Origin of the sequence: Streptomyces griseoruber (assembly GCF_001514205.1) — a bacterium.
In the GTDB taxonomy this organism is placed as follows: domain Bacteria; phylum Actinomycetota; class Actinomycetes; order Streptomycetales; family Streptomycetaceae; genus Streptomyces; species Streptomyces griseoruber.
Genome location: NZ_KQ948766.1, coordinates 116,926 through 139,833 on the forward strand (window position 1 = coordinate 116,926; position 22,908 = coordinate 139,833).

22 protein-coding genes and 1 riboswitch are annotated in these 22,908 nt (G+C 69.8%); of the genes, 13 read left to right on the forward strand and 9 right to left on the reverse strand.

All coding sequences use genetic code 11. From position 1 onward, the window contains the following. Window positions 1–86 precede the first annotated feature (86 nt). Window positions 87–971 carry a 1-aminocyclopropane-1-carboxylate deaminase/D-cysteine desulfhydrase gene (locus tag AQJ64_RS12710; protein WP_055634114.1) on the forward strand — a complete coding sequence of 295 codons (885 nt, stop codon included), beginning with the start codon at window positions 87–89 and terminating at the stop codon, window positions 969–971. 3 nt (window positions 972–974) lie between these two features. On the opposite strand, the gene AQJ64_RS12715 is transcribed toward AQJ64_RS12710, so the two are convergent. Continuing rightward, on the reverse strand, window positions 975–2,570 hold the full coding sequence (locus tag AQJ64_RS12715; RefSeq protein WP_055634104.1) for a Na+/H+ antiporter: 1,596 nt from the start codon (window positions 2,568–2,570) through the stop codon (window positions 975–977). Window positions 2,571–2,629: 59 nt separating this feature from the next. Here AQJ64_RS12715 and AQJ64_RS12720 point away from each other — a divergent pair, with 59 nt between their 5' ends. The 3 genes from AQJ64_RS12720 to AQJ64_RS12730 all read left to right on the forward strand — a co-directional run bounded on the left by AQJ64_RS12720 (window position 2,630) and on the right by AQJ64_RS12730 (window position 4,698). Then, the gene (locus AQJ64_RS12720) at window positions 2,630–2,890 is read left to right on the forward strand and encodes a UBP-type zinc finger domain-containing protein (protein ID WP_055634103.1); all 261 of its coding nucleotides are present in this window, start codon (window positions 2,630–2,632) and stop codon (window positions 2,888–2,890) included. A 267-nt stretch (window positions 2,891–3,157) separates the two neighbouring features. Beyond that, window positions 3,158–3,571, forward strand: coding sequence for an ATP-binding protein (locus tag AQJ64_RS12725; RefSeq protein ID WP_004925829.1), 414 nt, complete (start codon window positions 3,158–3,160; stop codon window positions 3,569–3,571). After that, on the forward strand, window positions 3,568–4,698 hold the full coding sequence (locus AQJ64_RS12730) for an RNA polymerase sigma factor SigF (RefSeq protein ID WP_079061619.1): 1,131 nt from the start codon (window positions 3,568–3,570) through the stop codon (window positions 4,696–4,698). The genes AQJ64_RS12725 and AQJ64_RS12730 overlap by 4 nt, the downstream gene beginning before the upstream one ends. Before the next feature lie 8 nt (window positions 4,699–4,706). On the opposite strand, the gene AQJ64_RS12735 is transcribed toward AQJ64_RS12730, so the two are convergent. Next, window positions 4,707–5,159 (reverse strand): hypothetical protein, encoded by a 453-nt coding sequence (locus tag AQJ64_RS12735; RefSeq protein WP_055634101.1) that lies wholly within the window; start codon window positions 5,157–5,159, stop codon window positions 4,707–4,709. 126 nt (window positions 5,160–5,285) lie between these two features. Between AQJ64_RS12735 and AQJ64_RS12740 the strand changes: the two genes are divergently transcribed. Both AQJ64_RS12740 and AQJ64_RS12745 read left to right on the forward strand, forming a co-directional pair. Further along, window positions 5,286–6,254: a diacylglycerol/lipid kinase family protein gene (locus AQJ64_RS12740; RefSeq protein ID WP_055634100.1), complete on the forward strand. Its 969-nt coding sequence runs from the start codon at window positions 5,286–5,288 to the stop codon at window positions 6,252–6,254. A gap of 321 nt (window positions 6,255–6,575) precedes the next feature. Continuing rightward, a complete protein-coding gene (locus tag AQJ64_RS12745; RefSeq protein ID WP_010353616.1) occupies window positions 6,576–6,833 on the forward strand; it encodes a WhiB family transcriptional regulator in 258 nt (85 codons plus the stop codon). 197 nt (window positions 6,834–7,030) lie between these two features. Here AQJ64_RS12745 and AQJ64_RS12750 read toward each other — a convergent pair whose 3' ends face one another. Next, window positions 7,031–8,497: a sensor histidine kinase gene (locus tag AQJ64_RS12750; protein WP_055634099.1), complete on the reverse strand. Its 1,467-nt coding sequence runs from the start codon at window positions 8,495–8,497 to the stop codon at window positions 7,031–7,033. 441 nt (window positions 8,498–8,938) lie between these two features. Between AQJ64_RS12750 and nagB the strand changes: the two genes are divergently transcribed. Beyond that, the gene (gene nagB, locus AQJ64_RS12755; RefSeq protein WP_055634098.1) at window positions 8,939–9,724 is read left to right on the forward strand and encodes a glucosamine-6-phosphate deaminase; all 786 of its coding nucleotides are present in this window, start codon (window positions 8,939–8,941) and stop codon (window positions 9,722–9,724) included. Window positions 9,725–9,814: 90 nt separating this feature from the next. Here nagB and AQJ64_RS12760 read toward each other — a convergent pair whose 3' ends face one another. From AQJ64_RS12760 to AQJ64_RS12775, 4 genes are all read right to left on the reverse strand, one after another. Continuing rightward, the gene (locus tag AQJ64_RS12760) at window positions 9,815–11,296 is read right to left on the reverse strand and encodes a glycoside hydrolase family 3 protein (protein WP_059202634.1); all 1,482 of its coding nucleotides are present in this window, start codon (window positions 11,294–11,296) and stop codon (window positions 9,815–9,817) included. Window positions 11,297–11,303: 7 nt separating this feature from the next. Next, on the reverse strand, window positions 11,304–12,143 hold the full coding sequence (locus AQJ64_RS12765) for a carbohydrate ABC transporter permease (protein ID WP_055635176.1): 840 nt from the start codon (window positions 12,141–12,143) through the stop codon (window positions 11,304–11,306). Continuing rightward, window positions 12,140–13,123, reverse strand: a complete 984-nt coding sequence (locus AQJ64_RS12770) for a carbohydrate ABC transporter permease (protein WP_055635177.1) — start codon at window positions 13,121–13,123, stop codon at window positions 12,140–12,142. The genes AQJ64_RS12765 and AQJ64_RS12770 overlap by 4 nt, the downstream gene beginning before the upstream one ends. A gap of 102 nt (window positions 13,124–13,225) precedes the next feature. Next, window positions 13,226–14,506 (reverse strand): extracellular solute-binding protein, encoded by a 1,281-nt coding sequence (locus AQJ64_RS12775; RefSeq protein WP_055635178.1) that lies wholly within the window; start codon window positions 14,504–14,506, stop codon window positions 13,226–13,228. A 369-nt stretch (window positions 14,507–14,875) separates the two neighbouring features. Between AQJ64_RS12775 and AQJ64_RS12780 the strand changes: the two genes are divergently transcribed. The 6 genes from AQJ64_RS12780 to AQJ64_RS12805 all read left to right on the forward strand — a co-directional run bounded on the left by AQJ64_RS12780 (window position 14,876) and on the right by AQJ64_RS12805 (window position 21,884). After that, on the forward strand, window positions 14,876–15,640 hold the full coding sequence (locus AQJ64_RS12780; protein ID WP_055635179.1) for a GntR family transcriptional regulator: 765 nt from the start codon (window positions 14,876–14,878) through the stop codon (window positions 15,638–15,640). 100 nt (window positions 15,641–15,740) lie between these two features. Beyond that, on the forward strand, window positions 15,741–15,998 hold the full coding sequence (locus AQJ64_RS12785; protein ID WP_055635180.1) for a DUF3311 domain-containing protein: 258 nt from the start codon (window positions 15,741–15,743) through the stop codon (window positions 15,996–15,998). After that, on the forward strand, window positions 15,995–17,623 hold the full coding sequence (gene mctP, locus AQJ64_RS12790) for a monocarboxylate uptake permease MctP (RefSeq protein WP_055635181.1): 1,629 nt from the start codon (window positions 15,995–15,997) through the stop codon (window positions 17,621–17,623). The genes AQJ64_RS12785 and mctP overlap by 4 nt, the downstream gene beginning before the upstream one ends. 73 nt (window positions 17,624–17,696) lie before the next feature. After that, complete coding sequence (locus AQJ64_RS12795; protein WP_055635182.1) at window positions 17,697–18,203, forward strand: GNAT family N-acetyltransferase; 507 nt, start codon at window positions 17,697–17,699, stop codon at window positions 18,201–18,203. A 52-nt stretch (window positions 18,204–18,255) separates the two neighbouring features. Then, window positions 18,256–18,380: riboswitch (cobalamin riboswitch) on the forward strand. 124 nt (window positions 18,381–18,504) lie between these two features. Beyond that, window positions 18,505–20,874: a ribonucleoside-diphosphate reductase subunit alpha gene (locus AQJ64_RS12800; protein ID WP_055635183.1), complete on the forward strand. Its 2,370-nt coding sequence runs from the start codon at window positions 18,505–18,507 to the stop codon at window positions 20,872–20,874. Then, window positions 20,874–21,884 (forward strand): ribonucleotide-diphosphate reductase subunit beta, encoded by a 1,011-nt coding sequence (locus AQJ64_RS12805; protein ID WP_055635184.1) that lies wholly within the window; start codon window positions 20,874–20,876, stop codon window positions 21,882–21,884. The genes AQJ64_RS12800 and AQJ64_RS12805 overlap by 1 nt, the downstream gene beginning before the upstream one ends. Before the next feature lie 18 nt (window positions 21,885–21,902). On the opposite strand, the gene AQJ64_RS12810 is transcribed toward AQJ64_RS12805, so the two are convergent. Further along, window positions 21,903–22,679, reverse strand: a complete 777-nt coding sequence (locus AQJ64_RS12810) for a hypothetical protein (protein ID WP_055635185.1) — start codon at window positions 22,677–22,679, stop codon at window positions 21,903–21,905. 31 nt (window positions 22,680–22,710) lie between these two features. After that, window positions 22,711–22,866: a hypothetical protein gene (locus tag AQJ64_RS49615; protein WP_162252515.1), complete on the reverse strand. Its 156-nt coding sequence runs from the start codon at window positions 22,864–22,866 to the stop codon at window positions 22,711–22,713. Window positions 22,867–22,908 lie beyond the last annotated feature (42 nt).

Here is a 22,908-nt window from a genome sequence, read left to right on the forward strand (position 1 = left end):
CGTGCTATTACACGAAAGAGCGGGAATGGATCATCGCGGAGCTGGGCAGAGGGACGTTTCGGCGAGCGGTGTTCGACAATGTGCGGATGACCGACCTGCGCCCCCGCCTGCCCTCCCCGCTCCAGGAGGTGGCCGACGACCGGTTCGCGCGGCACGGGGTGCGGCTGCTGCTGAAGCGGGACGACCTGATCCATCCGGAGCTGATCGGCAACAAGTGGCGCAAGCTCGTGCCCAATCTGACGGCGGCGGCCGGGCGGACCGTGCTCACCTTCGGCGGCGCCTGGTCCAACCATCTGCGCGCCACCTCCGCGGCCGGGCGGCTCCTCGGGCTGCGCACGGTGGGCGTGGTGCGTGGTGACGAACTGGCCGGCCGGCCGCTGAACCCCTCCCTGGCCCGGTGCGCCGCCGACGGTATGCGGCTGCACTTCGTGGACCGCGCGACCTATCGCCGCAAGGCCGATCCGGAGAGCCTCGCGGCCGTGCTGCGGACGGCCGGCGCCGAGGACGCGTACGTCGTCCCCGAGGGCGGCAGCAACGCGCTCGCGGTCGCCGGCTGCCGGGTGCTCGGCGAGGAGCTGCGCGGGCGGGCCGACGTGGTCGCGGTGGCCTGCGGCACCGGCGGCACGCTCGCGGGGCTGGCCGCCGGGCTCGGGCCCGGGCAGCGGGCCCTGGGCGTCCCGGTCCTCAAGGGCGGTTTCCTGGAGGAGGAGATACGGGCGCTTCAGCAGGAGGCCTTCGGGGGGCGGCGGGGCGACTGGCGGCTGGACGACCGCTTCCACTTCGGCGGATACGCGCGCGTCCCCCCGGAGCTGGAGACCTTCGCCGAGGACTTCGCCGGCCGGCACGCGGTCCCGGTCGAGCGTCTCTATGTCGCCAAGTTGCTCTACGGACTTGTCGCCCTCGCGGGGGAGGGCGCCTTCCCGCGCGGGACGGCGGTGGCGGCCGTCGTCACCGGACGCCCGTTCCCCTGACCCTCAGCCCGCCTCCCGGTACGCCGCCGCCTCCTCCAGGTCCAGCCGGCGCAGCAGGGTGCGGAGCATCTCGTCGTCGATGTAGCGGCCGTCGCGCAGCCGGACGAACATCGTGCGCTCGGCGCTGATCATCTCGCGGGAGAGCCGGCGGTAGGTGTCGTCGACGGTCTCGCCGGTGACCGGGTTGACCTGGCCGAGGCGCTCCCAGACGGCGTTGCGGCGGCGTTCCAGGACGTCGCGGAGCCGGTCGGCGAGGGGTGGGGGCAGGGCGTTGCGCTCGTCGGCCAGCAGCGCGTCGAGGCGCTCCTCGGCGACCCGGGAGGCCTGGGCCTGGGCGTTGGCCTCGGCGAGGGTGGCGGCCTGGGCGTCGGGGGCGGGGAACTTCAGCATGCGGATCAGCGGGGGCAGGCTGAGGCCCTGGACGACCAGGGTGCCGATGACCGTGGTGAACGTCAGGAAGAGGATCAGGTTGCGGTGCGGGAAGGGTTCGCCGTGCTCGACGGTGAGCGGGATGGAGAAGGCGATGGCCAGCGAGACCACGCCCCGCATGCCGGCCCAGCCGATGACGAAGGGCCCCCGCCAGGTGGGGTTGTCCTCACGCGCGCGGATGCGTGCCGAGAGGGCCCGCGGCAGGAAGGTCGCCGGGTAGACCCACAGGAAGCGGGCCGCGACGACCACGAGGAAGAGGGCGAAGGCGTACCAGGCGGCGTCCAGGCCCTCGTACGAACCGAGGCCCCTGAGGACCACCGGCAGCTGGAGGCCGATCAGCGCGAAGACCGCCGACTCCAGGACGAAGGCGACCATCTTCCACACGGCCTCCTCCTGGAGGCGGGTGGCGAAGTCGACCTCCCACGCGCGGTGGCCGAGATAGAGGGCGACGACGACCACGGCGAGGACGCCGGAGGCGTGGAACTGTTCGGCGGAGGCGTACGCGACGAACGGGATGAGCAGGGAGAGCGTGTTCTGGAGGAGGGGCTCCTTGAGGTGGGTGCGCAGCCAGTGCAGGGGGGCCATGAGGATCAGGCCCGCGGCGACCCCGCCGACCGCCGCGACCAGGAACTCCTCGATGCCGCCCGCCCAGGACGCGCCCTCGCCGACCACGACGGCGAGGGCCACCTTGTAGGCGGTGATGGCGGTGGCGTCGTTCAGCAGGGACTCGCCCTGGAGGATCGTGGTGATCCTCGACGGCAGGCCGACGCGGCGGGCGACCGCCGTGGCCGCGACGGCGTCCGGCGGCGCCACCACCGCGCCCAGCACCAGCGCGGCGGTCAGCGGCAGCCCGGGGACCAGCAGATAGGCGGCCCAGCCGACGGCGACCGTGGCGAACAGCACGTATCCGACCGAGAGCAGGGCCACCGGCCGGAGCTGGGCGCGCAGGTCGAGGTAGGAGCTGTCGGTGGCCGAGGTGTACAGCAGCGGGGGCAGCAGCAGGGGGAGGACGATGTCCGGGTCCAGGGTGTAGTCCGGGACCCCGGGCACGTACGACACCACCAGGCCGGCCGCGACGAGCAGCAGCGGCGCCGGCACCGGGGTGCGCCGGGCCGCGGCCGCGATCGCCGCACTGCCCGCCACCAGCAACAGCAGTGGCATCACGTCCATGTCTCGCCCGCCTCGTTTTTCCGCGCGGTCCTCCGCGCGACCGTCGTAATCTGGCAATCATGAAACAGTGCACGCACGCCGAAGCGCTGCCCGATCCGGAACCCGTCCCGCTCGGTGAGACGTGTCCGGAGTGTCTGCGGGACGGCACCCACCCGGTGCAGTTGCGGCTGTGCCTGACGTGCGGCCATGTCGGCTGCTGCGACTCCTCGCCCAGCCGGCACGCCTCGGGGCATCACGACGAGACCGGGCATCCCGTGATGCGGACCTTCGAGCCCGGGGAGAACTGGCGCTGGTGCTTCGTCGATCATGTCCTCGTATGAGCGTCGGAGAGACGGCCCCGGCGTCCGACGGGTACGGTTCGACCATCTGACGCCTGGGTACGTCAACCCGGCGCGCCCTCTTCCCTTTTGGGCCCGCAGACCCCTAGACACGGAGCGTGTTCACAGCTTTACTGTGAGTGACGCCAGGGGGTTGGGGTCCCGGGACAGGACACGTGAGGGCGCGATAGCGTCACCGCTGCACCACCCACGCGTTACCCGGGGGGCGACCCTCGGCCCCGAAAAGCTTGTACCACCTTGGAGGTGAGGGTGTCCCAGATCGCAGGCGAGCCCGCGACCCAGGACTTCGTGGAAGTCCGGCTGCCGGCTGCGGGTGCCTACCTGTCGGTGCTGCGGACGGCCACGGCCGGCCTCGCGGCCCGTTTGGACTTCACCCTGGACGAGATCGAGGACCTGCGCATCGCGGTGGACGAGGCCTGCGCGATCCTGCTCCAGCAGGCCGTGCCGGGCTCGGTGCTCAGCTGTGTGTTCCGGCTCGTCGACGACTCGCTCGAGGTCACCGTCTCGGCACCGACCACCGACGGCCACGCCCCCTCGCGGGACACCTTCGCCTGGACCGTGCTGTCCGCCCTCGCGGGGAAGGTCTCCTCCGCCGTCGACGAGGACAAAACCGTTTCGATCAGCCTCTACAAACAGCGCGGCGCGGGACCCGGGCCGGCGTGAGGAACGGGGACGGGCCGGTGCGGGACGAAGAGCGCGGCACACGGGAGCTGCCGGCCGAGAACGATTCAGTCTCTCCGGGCGGTTCCCGACGCATGACCGCAGACGGTGTCGACGGTATCGACGGCATTCCCGAGCAGGCCAGGCCGCATCCGGAGGACGACACCGGACGCGCGGACCTGGATGCCACGCAGGGCTCGCCCCGCAAGGGGCGGATCGGGGGCTCCCCCGGCCGGGCTGAGGACAGGGCTCGACAGAGGGCGACGGGCGGGACGATGAGCGAGCACGAGCGAGACGACGAACAGGGCGTGCCGGGCACGCAGCACGAACCCCGTGCCCAGCACGAGCCCCGGAACCAGCACGAGCCGAGGGACCAGGGCGACCGCAGCGGGGCACGGGCGATGTTCGTCGAGCTGCGCGGACTCCAGGACGGCAGCCCGGAGTACGCGGAGCTGCGCAACCAGCTCGTCCGGATGCATCTGCCGCTCGTGGAGCATCTGGCACGGCGCTTCCGCAACCGCGGTGAGCCGCTGGACGACCTCACCCAGGTCGCCACCATCGGCCTGATCAAGTCGGTCGACCGTTTCGATCCGGACCGCGGCGTGGAGTTCTCGACGTACGCGACCCCGACGGTCGTCGGTGAGATCAAGCGGCACTTCCGCGACAAGGGCTGGGCGGTGCGCGTCCCGCGCAGGCTCCAGGAGCTGCGGCTCGCGCTCACCACGGCGACGGCGGAGCTCTCGCAGCAGCACGGCCGCTCCCCCACGGTCCATGAGCTGGCCGAGAAGCTGGCCATCTCGGAGGAGGAGGTCCTGGAGGGCCTGGAGTCCGCGAACGCGTACTCCACGCTGTCGCTGGACGTCCCCGACACCGACGACGAGTCCCCGGCGGTCGCCGACACGCTCGGCGCGGAGGACGAGGCGCTGGAGGGCGTCGAGTACCGGGAGTCGCTCAAGCCGCTGCTGGAGGATCTCCCGCCCCGGGAGAAGCGGATCCTTCCCCTCCGCTTCTTCGGCAACATGACCCAGTCGCAGATCGCGCAGGAGGTCGGCATCTCGCAGATGCACGTCTCGCGGCTGCTGGCGCGCACGCTGGCGCAGCTCCGGGAGAAGCTGCTGGTGGAGGAGTAGCCCCGCGGCTACTTCGCCGCGTTGCCGGGCCCCCGGATCCCGAGGGCCCGGGTGGTCTCCGCGTTGACGAGCAGGACCAGCGCAGCCACGGCGACGACCGCGAGGGCGATGCCCGCCGGAATCGCCATGCTGTCGGCCTGGAGCAGGTTGTAGGCCACCGGCAGCGCCATGATCTGGGTGATGACGGCGGGACCCCGGCTCCAGCCGCGCAGGCCCAGCAGTCCGCGCGCGGCGAGCAGCGGCAGCAGCGCGAGCACCATCAGGGTCAGCCCCCCGGTGACGGCCTGCCCCCGGTCGTCCGGGTCGCCGGTGATCCCGAGGACCAGGATCCACACCCCGCCGACGAGAAGCGCCAGCCCTTCCAGGGCGGCCAGCGCGGCGGCGTACGTCAGCCGGCGGGGGCGCGGTCCGGTGGCGTCCGGGGCGGTCTCGGGGGCGAGGGGAGTCTGCTCACTGCTCACCTCTGAAGGGTAGCCCGGCCCGGTCCCGCTCCCCCTCGGACCCGTGTCGAGGCTCACGTCCGATCTCTTACCGCTTCCCTACCTCGGCCTGTGCCCGGGTACCACCCAGTAGGTACGCTGCACCCCATGCGTGCACTTCTCGTGGTCAATCCGGCAGCAACCACTACCAGTGCACGGACGCGTGACGTCCTCATCCACGCGCTCGCCAGCGAGATGAAGCTGGAGGCGGTCACCACCGAGTACCGCGGGCATGCGCGCGACCTGGGCCGGCAGGCGGCGGAGAGCGGGAACACCGATCTGGTGGTGGCGCTCGGCGGCGACGGCACGGTCAACGAGGTGGTCAACGGCCTGCTGCACCACGGCCCCGACCCGGACCGGCTGCCCGGCCTCGCGGTGGTCCCCGGCGGTTCCACCAATGTCTTCGCCCGCGCCCTGGGTCTGCCCAACGATCCGGTGGAGGCGACCGGCGCGCTGCTGGACGCCCTGCGCGAGGAGCGCGAGCGCACCGTCGGTCTGGGGATCGCCGCGGGCACGCCGGGCACGGAGGACGAGACGGTGCCCTCGCGCTGGTTCACCTTCAACGCCGGGCTCGGTTTCGACGCGGGGGTCGTCGGCCGGGTCGAGCAGCAGCGGGAGCGGGGCCGGAGGTCGACGCACGCCCTCTATCTGATGCAGGCCGTGCGGCAGCTCCTGGGAGAGCCGGACCGCCGGCGCGGATCGATCACCCTGGAGACACCGGGCGCCGACCCGGTGACCGATTTGGTGCTGTCCATAGTCTGCAACACGGCTCCGTGGACCTATCTGGGCAATCGCCCGGTGTACGCGTCACCTAAGGCCTCGTTCGATACCGGGCTCGACGTACTCGGTCTCAGCCGTCTGTCCACCGCCGCGGTTGCCCGGTATGGCACCCAGTTGCTCACTTCGTCCCCCGAGCGCGGCCCGCAGGGGAAGCATGCCCACTCATTCCATGACCTGGACCGGTTCACCTTGCATTCGAAGGTGCCCCTGCCCCTGCAGATGGACGGCGACCACCTCGGGCTGCGCACGAGCGTGACGTTCACAGGCGTACGCCGTGCACTGCGTGTGATTGTGTGAGCAGAAAGGGCTGAAGTCCTTTCACTCGAACGTTTAGGCCAGGATCCACCCCATGGAAGTACGGCTGTGACCTAGTCGACACCGAGGAATCAAAAAAAACTTTCCAGAAGGGGTTGTATCCGCCGCTGAGGTTTGCGAGTCTCTACGTGGCGATCGGGACGGCCCGCAACACCAGCCTCCACTGATCACCAGAACCCCTCTTCAATCCACAGGACCACGTCGGCGTATACCGGCGGGTTGGCCCTTCACTTGTTGAGGGATTCGTGAAAGCGTTCACATTCACAAGCAACTTGCACGTAATACCAAGGAGAGGTAGCAGCCATGGACTGGCGTCACAACGCCGTTTGCCGCGAGGAAGACCCCGAGCTCTTCTTCCCCATCGGCAACACCGGTCCTGCGCTGCTGCAGATCGAGGAAGCCAAGGCCGTCTGCCGTCGCTGCCCCGTCATGGATCAGTGTCTGCAGTGGGCGCTCGAGTCCGGCCAGGACTCCGGCGTCTGGGGTGGTCTCAGCGAGGACGAGCGCCGTGCCATGAAGCGTCGCGCCGCCCGCAACCGGGCCCGTCAGGCCACCGCCTGACAACACCCGCCCCGCAAGCCTGAGCTTGGCGGCGCGTACAGCGAGTACGCTTCTCCCGCCCCCGAGCCGCAGCGCGCAGTACCCCCGATGCGCAGCTAATCGCTGGCAACGAGCATTCGAGCCCCGGACCCCTGAACGGTCCGGGGCTTCGTGCTGTGCCCAACCGCTCTTACCCGGGGCTTACTTCTGCACCGGGCCTACTTCTGAGCGCGCACCGGGAGGTCCAGGATCACCTGGGTGCCGCGGTCCGGGGCCGGGACCATGTCGAACGTCCCGCCCAACTCGCCCTCCACCAGTGTCCGTACGATCTGCAGTCCGAGATTGCCGGAGGTGTGCGGGTCGAAGCCCTCGGGCAGGCCCACGCCGTCGTCCTGGACGGTGACCAGGAGGCGGGCCTCCTTCGCCGTGCCGCCGCGCACCGCCGAGACCTCGACCGTGCCGGTGTCGCCCTCGCGGAAGCCGTGCTCCAGGGCGTTCTGGAGGATCTCGGTGAGGACCATGGACAGCGGGGTGGCGACCTCCGCGTCCAGGATGCCGAAGCGTCCGGTGCGCCGGCCCATGACCTTGCCCGGGGAGATCTCGGCGACCATCGCCAGCACCCGGTCGGCGATCTCGTCGAACTCCACCCGCTCGTCCAGGTTCTGGGACAGCGTCTCATGCACGATCGCGATCGAGCCGACCCGGCGCACGGCCTCCTCCAGCGCCTCCCGGCCGCGCTCGGACTCGATCCGGCGGGCCTGGAGCCGGAGCAGTGCGGCGACCGTCTGGAGGTTGTTCTTCACCCGGTGGTGGATCTCCCGGATGGTGGCGTCCTTGGTGATCAACTCGCGTTCGCGGCGACGCAGTTCGGTGACGTCCCGGAGCAGCACGAGCGAACCGATGCGGGTGCCCTTGGGCTTGAGCGGGATCGTACGGAACTGGATGACCCCGTCGTTGGCCTCGATCTCGAACTCGCGGGGTGCCCAGCCGCTGGCGACCTTGGCCAGGGCCTCGTCCACCGGGCCCCGGGTGGGGGCGAGTTCGGCGGTGGTCTGCCCGAGGTGGTGGCCGAGGAGGTCGGAGGCGAGGCCCATGCGGTGGTAGGCGGAGAGCGCGTTCGGGGAGGCGTACTGGACGATGCCGTCGCCGTCGACACGGATCAGTCCGTCGCCGACGCGCGGGGCGGCGTCCATGTCCATCTGCTGGCCCGCGAAGGGGAAGGAGCCGGCCGCGATCATCTGTGCGAGGTCGGAGGCGGACTGGAGGTAGGTCAGCTCCAGCCGGCTCGGGGTGCGCACGGTGAGCAGGTTGGTGTTGCGGGCGATGACGCCGAGGACGCGGCCCTCGCGCCGTACGGGGATGGACTCGACCCGTACGGGGACCTCTTCACGCCACTCCGGGTCGCCCTCGCGCACGATCCGGCCCTCGTCCAGGGCGGCGTCCAGGAGGGGGCGCCGGCCGCGCGGGACGAGGTGACCGACCATGTCGTCCTGGTAGGAGGTGGGCCCGGTGTTGGGGCGCATCTGGGCCACGGAGACATAGCGGGTGCCGTCGCTGGTGGGCACCCACAGCACCAGGTCGGCGAAGGAGAGGTCGGAGAGCAGTTGCCACTCCGAGACCAGCAGGTGGAGCCACTCGAGGTCGGAGTCGTCGAGGGCGGTGTGCTGGCGTACGAGTTCGTTCATGGAGGGCACGTGTGCGAGCGTACCCGCGGGTCTGTCCCTGGCCTAAAAACGCCGGGTCCCGAAAACACCCGCGGGCCGCGGCGCCTGGAGGGACCCTCAGCCCTCCTGGCACCGCAGCCCGGAGCAATATCGGCCGCGGGGTGTGCGGTCCCGTCGGCCGAAGGTGAGGAGCCGGGGCAGTCAGGGCAGAGAGCTCCGGACCCTCGGTCCGCCCTCCTGTGCGGGGAGAACGGAAGTCTTCTCGTGCTGTTCGCTCACATGCTGTCTCGCACGGTTCATTGTGGACTAGACCACTAGGTGTGTCCATGCCCCACCGTTCACAACGCAGCCTAGCCCGTGCGGGTTCCTCCACGGACTGAGATGCGGGGAGCAATTTCACCGGGCTCTGCTAAATTGGCCCTGGATTGGTCTAAACCACTCAGCTCAGAACGGCAGGTCAGCGTGGAAGTTGTCATCGTTCCGGACGCCAGGTCGGGTGGCGAGCTGATCGCCGAGGCCATGGCGGAGCTGCTGCGCCGCAAGCCGGACGCCCTGCTGGGCGTGGCCACCGGCTCCACCCCGCTGCCCGTCTACCAGGCGCTGGCGGCCAAGGTACGGGCCGGGCAGGCGGACATCTCCCGGGCGCGGATCGCCCAGCTCGACGAGTACGTGGGGCTGCCCGCCGACCACCCCGAGTCCTACCGCTCGGTGCTGCGGCGCGAGGTGCTGGAGCCGCTGGGCATCGGCATGGAGGCGTTCCTCGGGCCCGACGGCACGGCCGAGGACATACGGGCGGCCTCCCAGGCGTACGACGCGGCGCTCGCCGCCGCCGGCGGGGTGGACCTCCAGCTGCTGGGGATCGGGACCGACGGGCACATCGGGTTCAACGAGCCGTGTTCCTCGCTGGCCTCGCGGACCCGGATCAAGACGCTGACGGAGCAGACCCGGGTGGACAACGCGCGCTTCTTCGACGGGGACATCGCGCAGGTGCCGCATCATGTGATCACCCAGGGGATCGGGACGATCCTCGAGGCCCGGCATCTGGTGCTGCTCGCGACCGGGGAGAACAAGGCGGATGCGGTGGCGGCGACGGTGGAAGGGCCGCTTGCCGCCGTGTGTCCCGCCTCGGCGCTCCAGTTGCATCCGCATGCGACGGTCGTGGTCGACGAGGGGGCTGCTTCCAAGCTGAAGCTTGCCGACTACTTCCGGCACACGTTCGTCAACAAGCCGGAGTGGCAGGGGATTTAGCGCGGGTCGTGGGTCGTGGGGGCTGGTCGCGCAGTCCCCGCACCCCTGAGGGGGGGCAGGGCCTCGCCCCTGCCCCCCCTCGTCCCTCTGCTACGCCCCCGCTATCGCCTCCGCCGCCGCCCTGCCGCACACCCGTGCCGCGCCGTGCGTCGCGATGTGCGGGGTGCCTCGGGGCGGGGACTGGGGGACGCCCATCTCCACGACGATCGTGTCGGGGCGGGCCGTCAGGAGGGCGTCCAGGGCCGACGACATCCAGGGATGCCGATGCTCGTCGCGGACCACGGCGACGATGTGCCGTTCCCCCGCCGCGGCCAGGATCGCCGGGGCCGTGTTCTCGCCGGTGAAGCTGCCCGTCCGGGTGCCGGGGAGCAGCCGGACCAGTTCGGACGCCACCCCCCAGGGGGTCTCGCTGCCCACCGCGATGTTGGCGACCGGGGTGAGGGCGGCGACGTAGGGAGGGGCGGTGAGCGGGGTGAAGCCGTCCGCGCCGGTGAGGTGGAGGGCTCGGCGGGCGGCGGTCAGGCCGATGTCCGGCTCGGGGGCGCCGGTCCCGGTGGGGGCCGTGGCCGCCCAGCGGGCCAGGGACCGTACCCGCTCGGCCGCGTCCGCCAGACGTTCCTCCGGGAGTTCTCCGGTGCGTACGGCGGTGACCAGGGCGTCGCGCAGGCGCCGTACCGTCGCGTCGTCCTGGAGTCCGCCGCCCACGCAGATCGCGTCGGCGCCGGCGGCGATCGCGAGGACGCTGCCGCGTTCGATGCCGTAGGTCGCGGCCACCGCCTGCATCTCCATGCCGTCGGTGACGATCAGGCCCTCGTAGCCGAGGTCGCGGCGGAGCAGGTCGGTGAGGATCGGACGGGACAACGTTGCCGGGCGGACGGGATCCAGGGCGGGGACCAGGATGTGGGCGCTCATGATCGCCTTTGTGCCGGCGCCGATGGCCGCGAGGAAGGGGATCAGTTCGCGTTCGGCGAGGGCCTCGGCCGGGATGTCGATGCGCGGGAGCGCGTGGTGGGAGTCGACGGCCGTGTCGCCGTGGCCCGGGAAGTGCTTGGTGCAGGCCGCCACGCCCGCCGACTGGAGGCCGGTGACATAGGCGTCGGTGTGCCGGGCGACCAGGGCGGGGTCGGCGCCGAAGGAGCGGACCCCGATGACCGGGTTCGCCGGGTTGGAGTTGACGTCGGCGGACGGGGCCCAGTTGAGGTTGACCCCGCACTCCGCGAGCCGGCGGCCCAGCTCATGGGCCACCCTGCGGGTCAGGTCGACGTCGTCCACCGCGCCCAGCGCGTAGTTGCCGGGGAAGGAGGAGCCGGTGCGCACCTCCAGACGGGTGACGTCCCCGCCCTCCTCGTCGACGGCGACCAGGACGTCGTGGCGTTCCGCGCGCAACTGGGCGGTCAGGGCGGCGAGTTGATCCGGGGAGGCGATGTTGCGGCCGAACAGTCCGACCGAGGCCAGGCCCTCGCCGAGGCGGCGCAGCAGCCAGTCGGGGGCGGTGGTGCCGGGGAAGCCCGGCTGGAGGACGGTGAGCGCGTCACGGGTGAGCGTGTCCGTGCCGCGGGTGATGGTGGTCATCGGGGCGTCATCCCTTCACGGCGCCCGCGGTCAGGCCCGCGGCCATCTTGCGCTGGACGAGGAGGAAGAGGGCGACGATGGGGACGGCCATCAGGGTGGCGCCGGCCATCATCGGGGCGTACTCGGTGCCGTGCTTGGTGGTGAAGTTGCCGAGCCAGACGGTCGCGGTCTGGTTCTTCTGGCTGAGCAGCATCAGGGCGTACAGGTACTCGTTCCAGGCCTGGATGAAGCCGTAGACCGAGGTGGCGACCATGCCGGGGGCGAGGAGGGGGAAGACCACCCGGACGAAGGCGCCGGTGCGGGAGCAGCCGTCGACCATCGCGGCCTCCTCCAGCTCCTTGGGGATGTTGACGATGAAGCCGCGCAGGGTCCACACCGTGAACGGGAGGATGAAGGTCAGATACGTGATGATCAGGCCGGACAGCTTGTCGTACTGGTCCAGGTCGTTCAGCAGCAGGAAGACCGGGATGATCATGGCGACCAGCGGGACCATCTGGACCGCGAGGATGCCGACGATCACGATCTTGCGGCCGCGGAAGGCGAACCGGGAGATGGCGAGCGCGGCCAGCATGCCGACGACGATGCCGATCGCGACGACCGCGAGGGAGACGATCAGGCTGCGCCCGACGGGACCCCAGAAGTCGGCGATGTGCAGCGCGCGGCTGAAGTTGGCGAGGGTGAAGCCGGTCGGCAGCAGACTCGGGTCCGGGTCGATGGCGTCCTTGGCCGGCTTGATCGCCGTGTTGAGCATCCAGTAGACGGGGAAGCCGGCGACGGCGAAGACGAGGAGACCGAGGAGGTTCCAGCCGAACCGGGACCTGCGACGAGGCTCAGCGAGCGTGCTCATTCGACCTCTCCGATCTTCAGCATCTGGCGCATGTAGACGGCGACCACGCCCAGCAGGAGCAGCACGGTGATCAGGGCGATCGCCGAGCCCTGCCCGTAGTCGTTGACGACGAAGGCGCGGTCGTAGGAGTACGTCGTCAGGAGCTGGAACTCGGGCTCGGGGTGCCCGCCCCGCATCACGAAGACCTGCGGGAAGACGCCCATGTCCCAGATGACCGACAGGGTCGTGAGCATCACGATGATCGGCTTGAGGATGGGCAGGGTGACGTACCGGAAGACGCCCCAGGAGCCGGCGCCGTCGAGACGGGCGGCCTCCTCCAGTTCGGCGGGGACCTGGGTGAGGCCGGCGCTGAGGGTGATGACCACGAAGGGGACCGCGCCCCAGATCACCAGCAGCATGATGACGGCCAGGCCCTGCGGTCCGCTGGCGAACCAGTTGTGGCCGATCAGATCGACACCGGGCAGCTTGCTGAGGACCGCGTTGAGGATGCCGTAGTCGGAGTCGAACAGCCACTTGAAGACGGTGGTGGCGACGATGACGGGCATGCCCCAGCTGGCCACGAGCGCGATGTTGACGAGGGTCTTCACCCAGCCGGAGACCCGCTGGAGCAGCAGGGCGATCAGCATGCCGAGGACCATCGTGAGGATCACGCAGCCCGCGGCGAAGACGATCGTGCGGACGACGACCTGCCAGAACTCGCCGTCGTCCAGGACGCCCGTGAAGTTGTCGAGGCCGATGTTCTCGGCGGGCTGGAAGCCCCAGAGCTGGGACTGGCCGAACTTCTGGAAGGAGAGGGTGACCAGGCGGACCAGCGGATAGCCCATCACCAGCAGGAGGATGAGCAGACAGGGCGCGAGCAGCAGCCAGGGGGTGCCGGCGGACGTCCGCTTCGGCCGTGGTCTGCCCGGTGGGGCGGGCGGTGGGGGTGACGGCCGCGTCGGCGGCACCTTGGCAGGGGTGGTCGTGTCTGCGGCACTCATCCGCGCGCTCCTCAGCGGTCCCTCGGGTCGTACGAAGGCGAAGCCCCGTACGGGTCGTACGGGAGGCGGCGCCCGGCTCGGGGGCCGGGCGCCGCCGGCAGGTCACGAGTTGTTGATGACCTTGTCGATCGCGGCGTCCGCTTCCTTCGCGGCGTCCTCGACGCTCTTCTTGCCGGTGCCGATGGACTGCAGCATGTTCTGCAGGACCTGGGCCTTCTCCACCTGGCCCCAGCCGGGGGCCATCGGGACGAACCAGTTGGACTCGGCCGCGGTGGCCGGGACGGCCGTCGCCGGGTCGTTCTTGAGGGTGGCGAGGTCGGTCTTGTTGTTGGGCAGGTTGCCCTTGGCCATCAGGCCCTTCTGCCCGGAGGGGCCGGTGAAGGCGTTGATCCACTCGGCGGCGAGGGCCTGCGCGTCGGACTTGACCGGGACGGCGAGGTCGGAGCCGCCGAGGAAGACCGGGAGGTTCTTGCCGGACGGGCCGGGCATCACGAAGTTCTCGACGTTGCCGGCGAGCTTGCCGGTCTTGTCGTTCTCCTTGGCCGCGGCGGTCGCGCCCTCCCAGGCGGGGGCGAAGATCATGCCGGACTTGCCCTGGCCGTAGACGATGTACCGGTCGGACTCGTCCTTGGTCTTGTCGCCGTGCATGTACTTGTCGATGACGGTCTTGAACTCGTTGAGGCCCTTCAGGGACTCGGGCGAGGAGAGGTCGGCCTTCCACTTGCCGCCGGACTCGACGGCGATGGAGCCGCCGGCGTCGTAGACGAAGGACATGGCCGCGTACCAGTCGCGGGTGGGCTGGTACCAGGCGGAGAACTTGTCGCCCTCCTTCTTCTGGACCTTGTCGAGGGCGGCGGTGAGCTCGGCGTAGGTCTTCGGGGTGGACTTCACGCCCACCTTGGCGAAGACGTCCTTGCGCCAGTTGGCGACGCGGCCGCCGGCGTAGTACGGGACGCCGTAGGTCTTGCCGTCGTAGGTGACGGAGGCCTTCAGGCCGTCCAGCCAGGCGGAGGAGTTGTCGAACTTCGAGGCGTCGAGGGGGGCGAAGGCGCCCTTGACCATGTAGCCGAGCATCTCGGTGTTGCCCATCTCGACCACGTCGGGGGCCTTGTCGGTGGCGAGGACCGCGTCGAGCTTGGCGTTCTTGTCGGGCCAGCCGTAGTACTCGTGGTTGATCTTGAGGCCCGGGTGCTTCTTCAGCACGGCCGCGTCGGCCGCCTTGACCAGCGCGGGCCAGTTGTTCTGGGCGTCGACCGTCAGCCAGACCGTCAGTTCCTTGGCCTCGGAGCCCTTGGAGTCCCCGCTGTCCTTGTCGCCGCCGCACGCCGCGATGGAGACCATCATGCCCGCGATACCGATCGCGGCTATCAGCTTGCGCTTCACGCCACCCTCCTCAGGGATGCCCACACCCCCCGCCCACATGCCGGGACCTGGACCAATGGTGTAGACCAGTGCGGTGAGCTTGGCGCAGACCATTTCGACTGTCAAGGGTGGTTGAAACGGCTTTGACCAGCCGTTATGGGTTCTAGATATGCAGGAACCTTTAAGTAAGAAGCCGTCGAAAACATCGACCCCGGAGGGCCGGAGTCCGGTGGACCACTTGCCGTTCTGGACTAGACCAGCGAAGGGTGCGACGGTATACAGAGGGGATCACGGAACGGCGGGGCAAGCCCTGCCGCCGCCGTGCCACGATGTGAAGCCGCGGCCGACGGTGTGTCGGCCCTTCGGCTCCCGGAGCCGGGAAGGCAGGCCATGAGCACCGACGTCAGCAGTGCGGAGAACGAGGGTGGGGCGACCGTCCGTACCGCGCGTGTGCCCAAGTACTACCGCTTGAAGAAGCACCTGCTCGACATGACGGAGACCCAGACGCCGGGCACCCCGGTCCCGCCGGAGCGGACCCTGGCCGCCGAGTTCGACACCTCGCGCACCACCGTCCGACAGGCCCTCCAGGAACTGGTCGTCGAGGGGCGCCTGGAACGCATCCAGGGCAAGGGCACCTTCGTCGCCAAGCCGAAGGTCTCCCAGGCGCTGCAACTCACCTCCTACACCGAGGACATGCGCGCCCAGGGCCTCGAACCCACCTCGCAGCTGCTGGACGTCGGCTACATCACCGCCGACGACACCCTCGCCGGGCTGCTGGACATCACCGCCGGCAGCCGGGTGCTGCGCGTCGAGCGGCTGCGCATGGCCAACGGCGAGCCGATGGCCATCGAGACCACCCATCTGAGCGCCAAGCGCTTCCCGGCCCTGCGCCGTTCGCTGGTCAAGTACACCTCCCTGTACACCGCGCTGGCCGAGGTCTACGACGTCCATCTCGCCGAGGCCGAGGAGACCATCGAGACCTCCCTGGCCACCCCGCGCGAGGCCGGCCTGCTCGGCACCGACGTCGGCCTGCCGATGCTGATGCTCTCCCGGCACTCACTGGACCAGGACGGACAGCCGGTGGAGTGGGTGCGGTCGGTGTACCGGGGGGACCGCTACAAGTTCGTGGCACGGCTGAAGCGGCCGACCGGGTAGAGAGTCTGTGGAGGGTCTTCCGCTGGGCTTACCCGTCACTTACATTGCCTGCGCATTACATCTGTGATCAAGGCGATGAGTGAGGGGACGGAAGCCGCCGATGTCAGAATCCCCGGAAGTGTCCAAGGAGCCGGTGGTGACGCCTGTGCGCGTCGTCATCGGACTCTGTCTGCTCGCACCCTTCGCGGCGATGCTGTGGGTGGGTTCCTACGCCAAGGTGGACCCCCAGTTCATCGGGATCCCCTTCTTCTACTGGTACCAGATGCTCTGGGTGCTGATCTCGACCGCGCTCACGATGGTGGCGTACAAGCTCTGGCAGCGTGACCAGCGGGCGCGCCGGGGAGGTGCCGGCCGATGAAGGACGGCGTGAACGGCGTGGCCCTCGCCGTCTTCATCCTCTTCTTCCTGGCCGTCACGGTCATGGGCTTCCTGGCGGCCCGCTGGCGCCGGGCCGACAACGAGCACAGCCTCGACGAATGGGGCCTGGGCGGCCGGTCGTTCGGCACCTGGGTCACCTGGTTCCTGCTCGGCGGCGACCTGTACACGGCGTACACCTTCGTCGCCGTACCGGCGGCGATCTACGCGGCCGGCGCGGCCGGCTTCTTCGCCGTGCCCTACACGATCCTCGTGTACCCGCTGATCTTCACCTTCCTCCCCCGTCTGTGGTCGGTCTCCCACAAGCACGGGTACGTGACCACCTCGGACTTCGTGCGCGGGCGCTGGGGCTCCAAGGGCCTGTCGCTGGCCGTGGCGCTGACCGGCATCCTGGCGACGATGCCGTACATCGCGCTCCAGCTCGTCGGCATCCAGGCCGTGCTCGACGTGATGGGCGTCGGGGGCGGCGAGAACACCCACTGGTTCGTGAAGGACCTGCCCCTGCTGATCGCCTTCGGCGTGCTCGCGGCGTACACCTACTCCTCGGGCCTGCGCGCCCCCGCGCTGATCGCGTTCGTGAAGGACACGCTGATCTACATCGTCATCGCGGTGGCGATCATCTACATCCCGATCAAGCTGGGCGGCTTCGACGACATCTTCGCCAAGGCCGGCGAGGCGTTCAGCCAGACCAACCCGGCGACGGGCAAGCCGCGCGGAGCGCTGGCCCCGGCGGAACCGGGTCAGTGGACCTACGCGACGCTGGCGCTGGGCTCCGCCCTCGCGCTCTTCATGTACCCGCACTCGATCACCGCGACCCTGTCCTCCAGGAGCCGTGAGGTGATCCGCCGCAACACCACCATCCTGCCGCTGTACTCCCTGATGCTCGGTCTGCTGGCCCTGCTGGGCTTCATGGCGGTCGCGGCGGGCGTCAAGGTCACCAACGGCCAGCTCGCCATCCCGCAGCTCTTCGAGGACATGTTCCCGTCGTGGTTCGCGGGCGTGGCGTTCGCGGCGATCGGCATCGGCGCGCTCGTCCCGGCGGCCATCATGTCGATCGCGGCCGCGAACCTGTTCACCCGCAACATCTACAAGGACTTCATCAAGCCGGACGCCACGCCCCGGCAGGAGACCAGGGTCTCCAAGCTGGTCTCGCTCCTGGTCAAGGTGGGCGCCCTGGTCTTCGTCCTCACCATGGACAAGACGGTCGCCATCAACTTCCAGCTGCTGGGCGGCATCTGGATCCTCCAGACCTTCCCGGCCCTGGTAGGCGGCCTGTTCACCCGCTGGTTCCACCGCTGGGCCCTGCTCGCCGGCTGGGCGGTCGGCATGATCTACGGCACGTTCGCCGCGTACGGGGTCGCCTCCCCGACCCAGAAGCACTTCGGCGGCTCGGCCAAGGAGATCCCCGGCATCGGTGAGATCGGCTACATCGGCCTCACGGCGTTCGTCCTGAACCTCGCGGTCACCGTCGTCCTGACCTTCGTCCTGAAGGCCGCGAAGGCCCCCGAGGGCGTCGACGAGACCAGGCCGGAGGACTACACGGCGGACGCGGGCGACCCGGGGGTGCAGGTGGAACTGCCACCGGCGACCGCGGGAGCATCCCACTGAGAACGACCGTACGGCGGGCCGCCGGAGGAAATCCGGCGGCCCGCCGGTGTGTGCCTGGGGCACACTTCGCCGCATGGACATCCAGATCAGGGAAGCGGTACCCGCCGAGTACGAGGCACTCGGTGAGATCACCGCGCAGGCCTATCTCCAGGACGGCCTTCTCGACTACGGCGTGGCGGACGAGTATCTGCCGGTGCTGAAGGACGTGGCCGCGCGGGCGGCCGCCGCCGAGGTGCTGGTCGCCGTGGAGGGGGAACAGCTGCTGGGCGGAGTCGCCTTCGTCGCCGGGCCCGGGCCGGCCGCCGACATCGCGCGCCCCGGCGAGGCCGAGATCCGCGCGCTCGCGGTCGCCCACGAGGCGCGGGGCAGAGGAGCCGGCGAGGCCCTCGTACGGGCCTGTCTGGACCGCGCGCGGGCCACGGAGGGCTGCACGGCGGTCGTCCTGTCGACCCAGCGCGGCATGCACAGCGCCCACCGGATCTACGAACGCCTCGGCTTCGTCCGTACACCCGAGCGGGACTGGAATCCCGTGCCGCACCTGGACGACATCACTCTCCTCACCTATGAACTGACGCTCTGAAACCACCCCGACACAACATCTGGGGGTGGCGTGACAGGCGAGCACAAGATGTATGCTCATGCTCGTTGTCGCCGCAGGGGAATCCGGTGCGAATCCGGAACTGTCCCGCAACGGTGTACTTGTGCACGTCTGTGCACAGGAGTCAGTCCGAGGACCTGCCGACAGCGCACCCGGCCGTCCCGGCCCGGGTGCCTTGACGTCCGGGTCTCGTGGAGTGGGCCGGTGGACGCGACGCCGTGCGCGCTCGTGTGCTGCCCCCTGCCCTCCGCCAGGCCCCCTGCCGAGCGAGGGAGAGCCCCACGTGACCATCGCGCCAGCCGATCCGGCCTCAGCCATCCAGCCGGACATCGACGGTCCCGGTGCCGCGCTGCTGCGGACCCTGACCGAGCTGACCGCCGACCTCCCCGACGCCGACCCCGGGCGGGTCGCCGCCGCCGCGCTGCGCGGCCGGTCGGCGCGGGCGGACGAGACGGAGCTGCGCGAGCTGGCCACGGAGGCGGCCGCCGGCCTGATCTCCGAGGACCCCGCCTACTCGAAGCTGGCCGCCCGGCTGCTGACGGTCTCCATCGCCGCGGAGGCCGCCTCCCAGGGGGTGACGTCCTTCACGGAGTCCATCGCCGTCGGCCACCGCGAGGGGCTCGTCGCCGACCGCACCGCCGCGTTCGTCCGGCTGCACGCGGCCCGGCTGGACGCGCTGATCGACACCGCCGCCGACGACCGCTTCGGCTACTTCGGGCTCCGCACGCTCCACAGCCGCTATCTGCTCCGGCATCCCCACACCCGCAAGGTCGTGGAGACGCCCCAGCACTTCCTGCTGCGGGTGGCGAGCGGTCTCGCCGAGGACGACACGGCCCGTGCCGTGGACGAAGTCGCCGCGCTCCACGGGCTCATGAGCCGGCTCGACTACCTCCCGTCCTCCCCCACCCTCTTCAACTCCGGCACCCGGCACCCCCAGATGTCGTCCTGCTACCTCCTGGACTCCCCGCTGGACGAGCTGGACTCGATCTACGACCGCTACCACCAGGTGGCCCGGCTGTCGAAGCACGCCGGCGGCATCGGGCTGTCGTACAGCAGGATCCGCTCCCGCGGGTCCCTGATCCGCGGCACCAACGGGCACTCCAACGGCATCGTGCCGTTCCTGAAGACCCTGGACGCCTCCGTCGCCGCCGTGAACCAGGGCGGGCGGCGCAAGGGCGCGGCCGCGGTCTACCTGGAGACCTGGCACTCCGACATCGAGGAGTTCCTGGAGCTGCGCGACAACACCGGTGAGGACGCCCGCCGTACGCACAACCTGAACCTCGCGCACTGGATCCCGGACGAGTTCATGCGGCGGGTGAACGCCGACGGCCAGTGGTCGCTGTTCTCCCCCTCCGACGTGCCCGAGCTGGTGGACCTGTGGGGCGAGGAGTTCGACGCCGCGTACCGCAAGGCGGAGGAGGCCGGGCTCGCGAAGAAGACCATCCCGGCCCGTGATCTGTACGGCCGGATGATGCGGACCCTCGCCCAGACCGGCAACGGCTGGATGACCTTCAAGGACGCGGCCAACCGCACCGCCAACCAGACGGCGCTGCCCGGCCACGTCGTCCACTCCTCCAACCTCTGCACGGAGATCCTGGAGGTCACGAACGACGGCGAGACGGCGGTCTGCAACCTGGGTTCGGTGAACCTCGGCGCGTTCGTCGACCCGACGACGGGCGACCTCGACTGGGAGCGGCTGGACGCCACGGTCCGCACCGCCGTCACCTTCCTCGACCGGGTCGTCGACATCAACTTCTACCCGACCGAGCAGGCGGGCCGGTCCAACGCCAAGTGGCGTCCGGTGGGCCTGGGCGCGATGGGCCTCCAGGACGTCTTCTTCAAGCTGCGGCTGCCCTTCGACTCGGCCGAGGCCCGTGCGCTGTCGACGCGGATCGCCGAGCGGATCATGCTCGCCGCGTACGAGGCCTCCGCCGACCTCGCCGAGCGCAACGGCCCGCTGCCGGCCTGGGAGAAGACCCGTACCGCGCGGGGCGTGCTGCACCCCGACCACTACGGTGTCACGTTCACCTGGCCGGAGCGCTGGGCGGCGCTGCGCGAGCGGATCGCGACGACGGGCCTGCGCAACAGCCTGCTGCTCGCCATCGCGCCGACCGCCACCATCGCCTCCATCGCGGGCGTCTACGAGTGCATCGAGCCGCAGGTGTCCAACCTGTTCAAGCGCGAGACGCTGTCCGGTGAGTTCCTCCAGGTCAACTCGTATCTGGTGCAGGACCTCAAGGAGCTGGGCGTGTGGGACGCGCGCACCCGGGAGGCGCTGCGCGAGTCCAACGGCTCGGTGCAGGACTTCGCGTGGATCCCGGCGGACGTACGGGCCCTGTACCGGACGGCGTGGGAGATCCCGCAGCGCGGCCTGATCGACATGGCCGCGGCCCGCACCCCGTACCTGGACCAGTCCCAGTCGCTGAACCTGTTCCTGGAGACGCCGACCATCGGCAAGCTCTCCTCGATGTACGCGTACGCCTGGAAGTCGGGCCTGAAGACGACGTACTACCTGCGCTCGCGTCCGGCGACCCGGATCGCCCGGGCCGCCCAGGCGCAGACCCCGACCACCGTCCCGGTGCAGCAGACGGCCGACCCCGACGCCGTCGCCTGCTCCCTTGAGAACCCCGAGTCCTGCGAGGCCTGCCAGTAATGCCCAGCAACAAGAACCTGCTCGACCCCGGCTTCGAGCTGACTCTGCGCCCCATGCGCTACCCGGACTTCTACGAGCGCTACCGGGACGCGATCAAGAACACCTGGACCGTGGAGGAGGTCGACCTCCACTCGGACGTCGCCGACCTCGCCAAGCTGTCCCCGATGGAGCAGCACCTGATCGGCCGGCTGGTCGCCTTCTTCGCGACGGGCGACTCGATCGTGGCGAACAACCTGGTGCTGACGCTGTACAAGCACATCAACTCCCCCGAGGCGCGCCTGTATCTGAGCAGGCAGCTCTTCGAGGAGGCCGTCCACGTCCAGTTCTATCTGACCCTGCTGGACACCTATCTCCCCGACCCGGACGACCGCGCCGCCGCGTTCGACGCCGTGGAGAACATCCCCTCGATCCGCGAGAAGGCGGAGTTCTGCTTCAAGTGGATCAACGAGGTGGAGAAGCTGGACCGGCTGGAGAGCCAGGCCGACCGCCGCCGCTTCCTGCTGAACCTGATCTGCTTCGCCGCGTGCATCGAGGGCCTGTTCTTCTACGGCGCCTTCGCGTACGTCTACTGGTTCCGCAGCCGGGGTCTGCTGCACGGTCTCGCCACCGGCACCAACTGGGTGTTCCGGGACGAGACCATGCACATGAGCTTCGCGTTCGACGTGGTCGACACGGTCCGCAAGGAGGAGCCGGAGCTGTTCGACGAGCAGCTCCAGCAGCAGGTCACGGACATGCTCCGGGAGGCCGTCGAGGCGGAGTTGCAGTTCGCGCGGGACCTGTGCGGCGACGGACTGCCGGGCATGAACACCGACTCGATGCGGCAGTACCTGGAGTGCGTCGCCGACCAGCGCCTCACCCGGCTGGGCTTCGCCCCGGTGTACGGCTCGGAGAACCCGTTCTCCTTCATGGAGCTCCAGGGCGTCCAGGAGCTGACCAACTTCTTCGAGCGCCGCCCGTCGGCGTACCAGGTCGCGGTGGAGGGCACCGTCGACCTGGACGAGGACTTCTGACCCCCAGGTCGTTTCAGGTCACTTCAGGGTGACCGCGTCCCCGGCCGACACGATCCGAGCGGTCGTCGTCGTGCCGGGGAAGTACCAGCGCCAGCTGCCCGCCGCGGTGACGGTCACCTTGGTGCTGAGCTTGCCGGCACTGCCCGTCTTCACGGTCCTCACCGTGCTGTAGTGGGCGGTGCCGGCCTTCTTGTACTGGAGTCTGACCTCCTGCCCGGTGAACCCGTGGTACTTGAGGTCCTCCCAGTTCGCCCGGGACAGCTTGCCGGTGACGGTGACCTGCGTGCCGTTGGCGACCCGCTCCGGGGTGATGACCGTGGTGAGCTTCGAGGCGCGCTTGACCTTGTACTCGGCGATGTGGTCGGAGATCCAGTAGTCGCCGTCCTTCGCCTTGACGGTGGCGTTGACCTGCCACACGCCGGCGACCCGGTTGGAGTCGGTGTCGTCGCTCTCGGCGATCCAGCCGGGGTCGACGGTCATCGTGCCCGTGCACACCGAGACCGTCGCGCTCTTCTTCACGCAGGACGAGTCGCCGTCCCAGGTCGCGAAGCCGTAGCCGTTGGTCTTGTTGAACGTGCTGAGGTCGGTGATCCCCTTGACGCCCGAGTCGTCCTTGACGGTGACGGCGATCGGGTACGTGACGGTCCTCGACGTCCCGACGGTCACGTTCTTCCCGCCGTTGACGACCGTCTTGGTGACCCGAACGTCTCCCCGGCCCTCGGCGTGGGCCCCCGTGGCCGCCGCCAGCACGAGGGCCGCGGCCCCCACGGCCGCGGCCCATGGCGTTCTCCGCATGATCCTCCCCTTGTCACTCGGTCAGGAGAGGCTACACACGCGTGCGGATCAACCGTGCCGCATTTCTGATCTCGCGGTCGATGCGGCGGTCGCGGACGATGCCGGCCGCCGAGGGGGCGACCAGGAACGCCAGGATCACGAGGACGGTGAGCATTCCGACGAGGCCTTCGATCTGGTTGGTGTTCATGGACACCACTGTCCCGCCGGACACTCCTGACCGGGAGTGGCA

Excerpts from the sequence above, each read along its gene's own strand:
- AQJ64_RS12745 (WP_010353616.1), top strand. The coding sequence starts at position 6,576 with ATGGACTGGCGTCACAACGCCGTTTGCCGCGAGGAAGACCCCGAGCTC.
- AQJ64_RS12715 (WP_055634104.1), bottom strand. The coding sequence starts at position 2,570 with ATGGACGTGATGCCACTGCTGTTGCTGGTGGCGGGCAGTGCGGCGATC.
- AQJ64_RS12795 (WP_055635182.1), top strand. The coding sequence starts at position 17,697 with ATGGACATCCAGATCAGGGAAGCGGTACCCGCCGAGTACGAGGCACTC.
- AQJ64_RS12805 (WP_055635184.1), top strand. The coding sequence starts at position 20,874 with ATGCCCAGCAACAAGAACCTGCTCGACCCCGGCTTCGAGCTGACTCTG.
- AQJ64_RS12710 (WP_055634114.1), top strand. The coding sequence starts at position 87 with ATGACCGACCTGCGCCCCCGCCTGCCCTCCCCGCTCCAGGAGGTGGCC.
- AQJ64_RS12740 (WP_055634100.1), top strand. The coding sequence starts at position 5,286 with ATGCGTGCACTTCTCGTGGTCAATCCGGCAGCAACCACTACCAGTGCA.
- AQJ64_RS12780 (WP_055635179.1), top strand. The coding sequence starts at position 14,876 with ATGAGCACCGACGTCAGCAGTGCGGAGAACGAGGGTGGGGCGACCGTC.
- AQJ64_RS49615 (WP_162252515.1), bottom strand. The coding sequence starts at position 22,866 with ATGAACACCAACCAGATCGAAGGCCTCGTCGGAATGCTCACCGTCCTC.
- AQJ64_RS12760 (WP_059202634.1), bottom strand. The coding sequence starts at position 11,296 with ATGACCACCATCACCCGCGGCACGGACACGCTCACCCGTGACGCGCTC.
- AQJ64_RS12810 (WP_055635185.1), bottom strand. The coding sequence starts at position 22,679 with ATGCGGAGAACGCCATGGGCCGCGGCCGTGGGGGCCGCGGCCCTCGTG.
- AQJ64_RS12765 (WP_055635176.1), bottom strand. The coding sequence starts at position 12,143 with ATGAGCACGCTCGCTGAGCCTCGTCGCAGGTCCCGGTTCGGCTGGAAC.
- AQJ64_RS12785 (WP_055635180.1), top strand. The coding sequence starts at position 15,741 with ATGTCAGAATCCCCGGAAGTGTCCAAGGAGCCGGTGGTGACGCCTGTG.
- AQJ64_RS12720 (WP_055634103.1), top strand. The coding sequence starts at position 2,630 with ATGAAACAGTGCACGCACGCCGAAGCGCTGCCCGATCCGGAACCCGTC.
- AQJ64_RS12750 (WP_055634099.1), bottom strand. The coding sequence starts at position 8,497 with ATGAACGAACTCGTACGCCAGCACACCGCCCTCGACGACTCCGACCTC.
- mctP (WP_055635181.1), top strand. The coding sequence starts at position 15,995 with ATGAAGGACGGCGTGAACGGCGTGGCCCTCGCCGTCTTCATCCTCTTC.
- AQJ64_RS12770 (WP_055635177.1), bottom strand. The coding sequence starts at position 13,123 with ATGAGTGCCGCAGACACGACCACCCCTGCCAAGGTGCCGCCGACGCGG.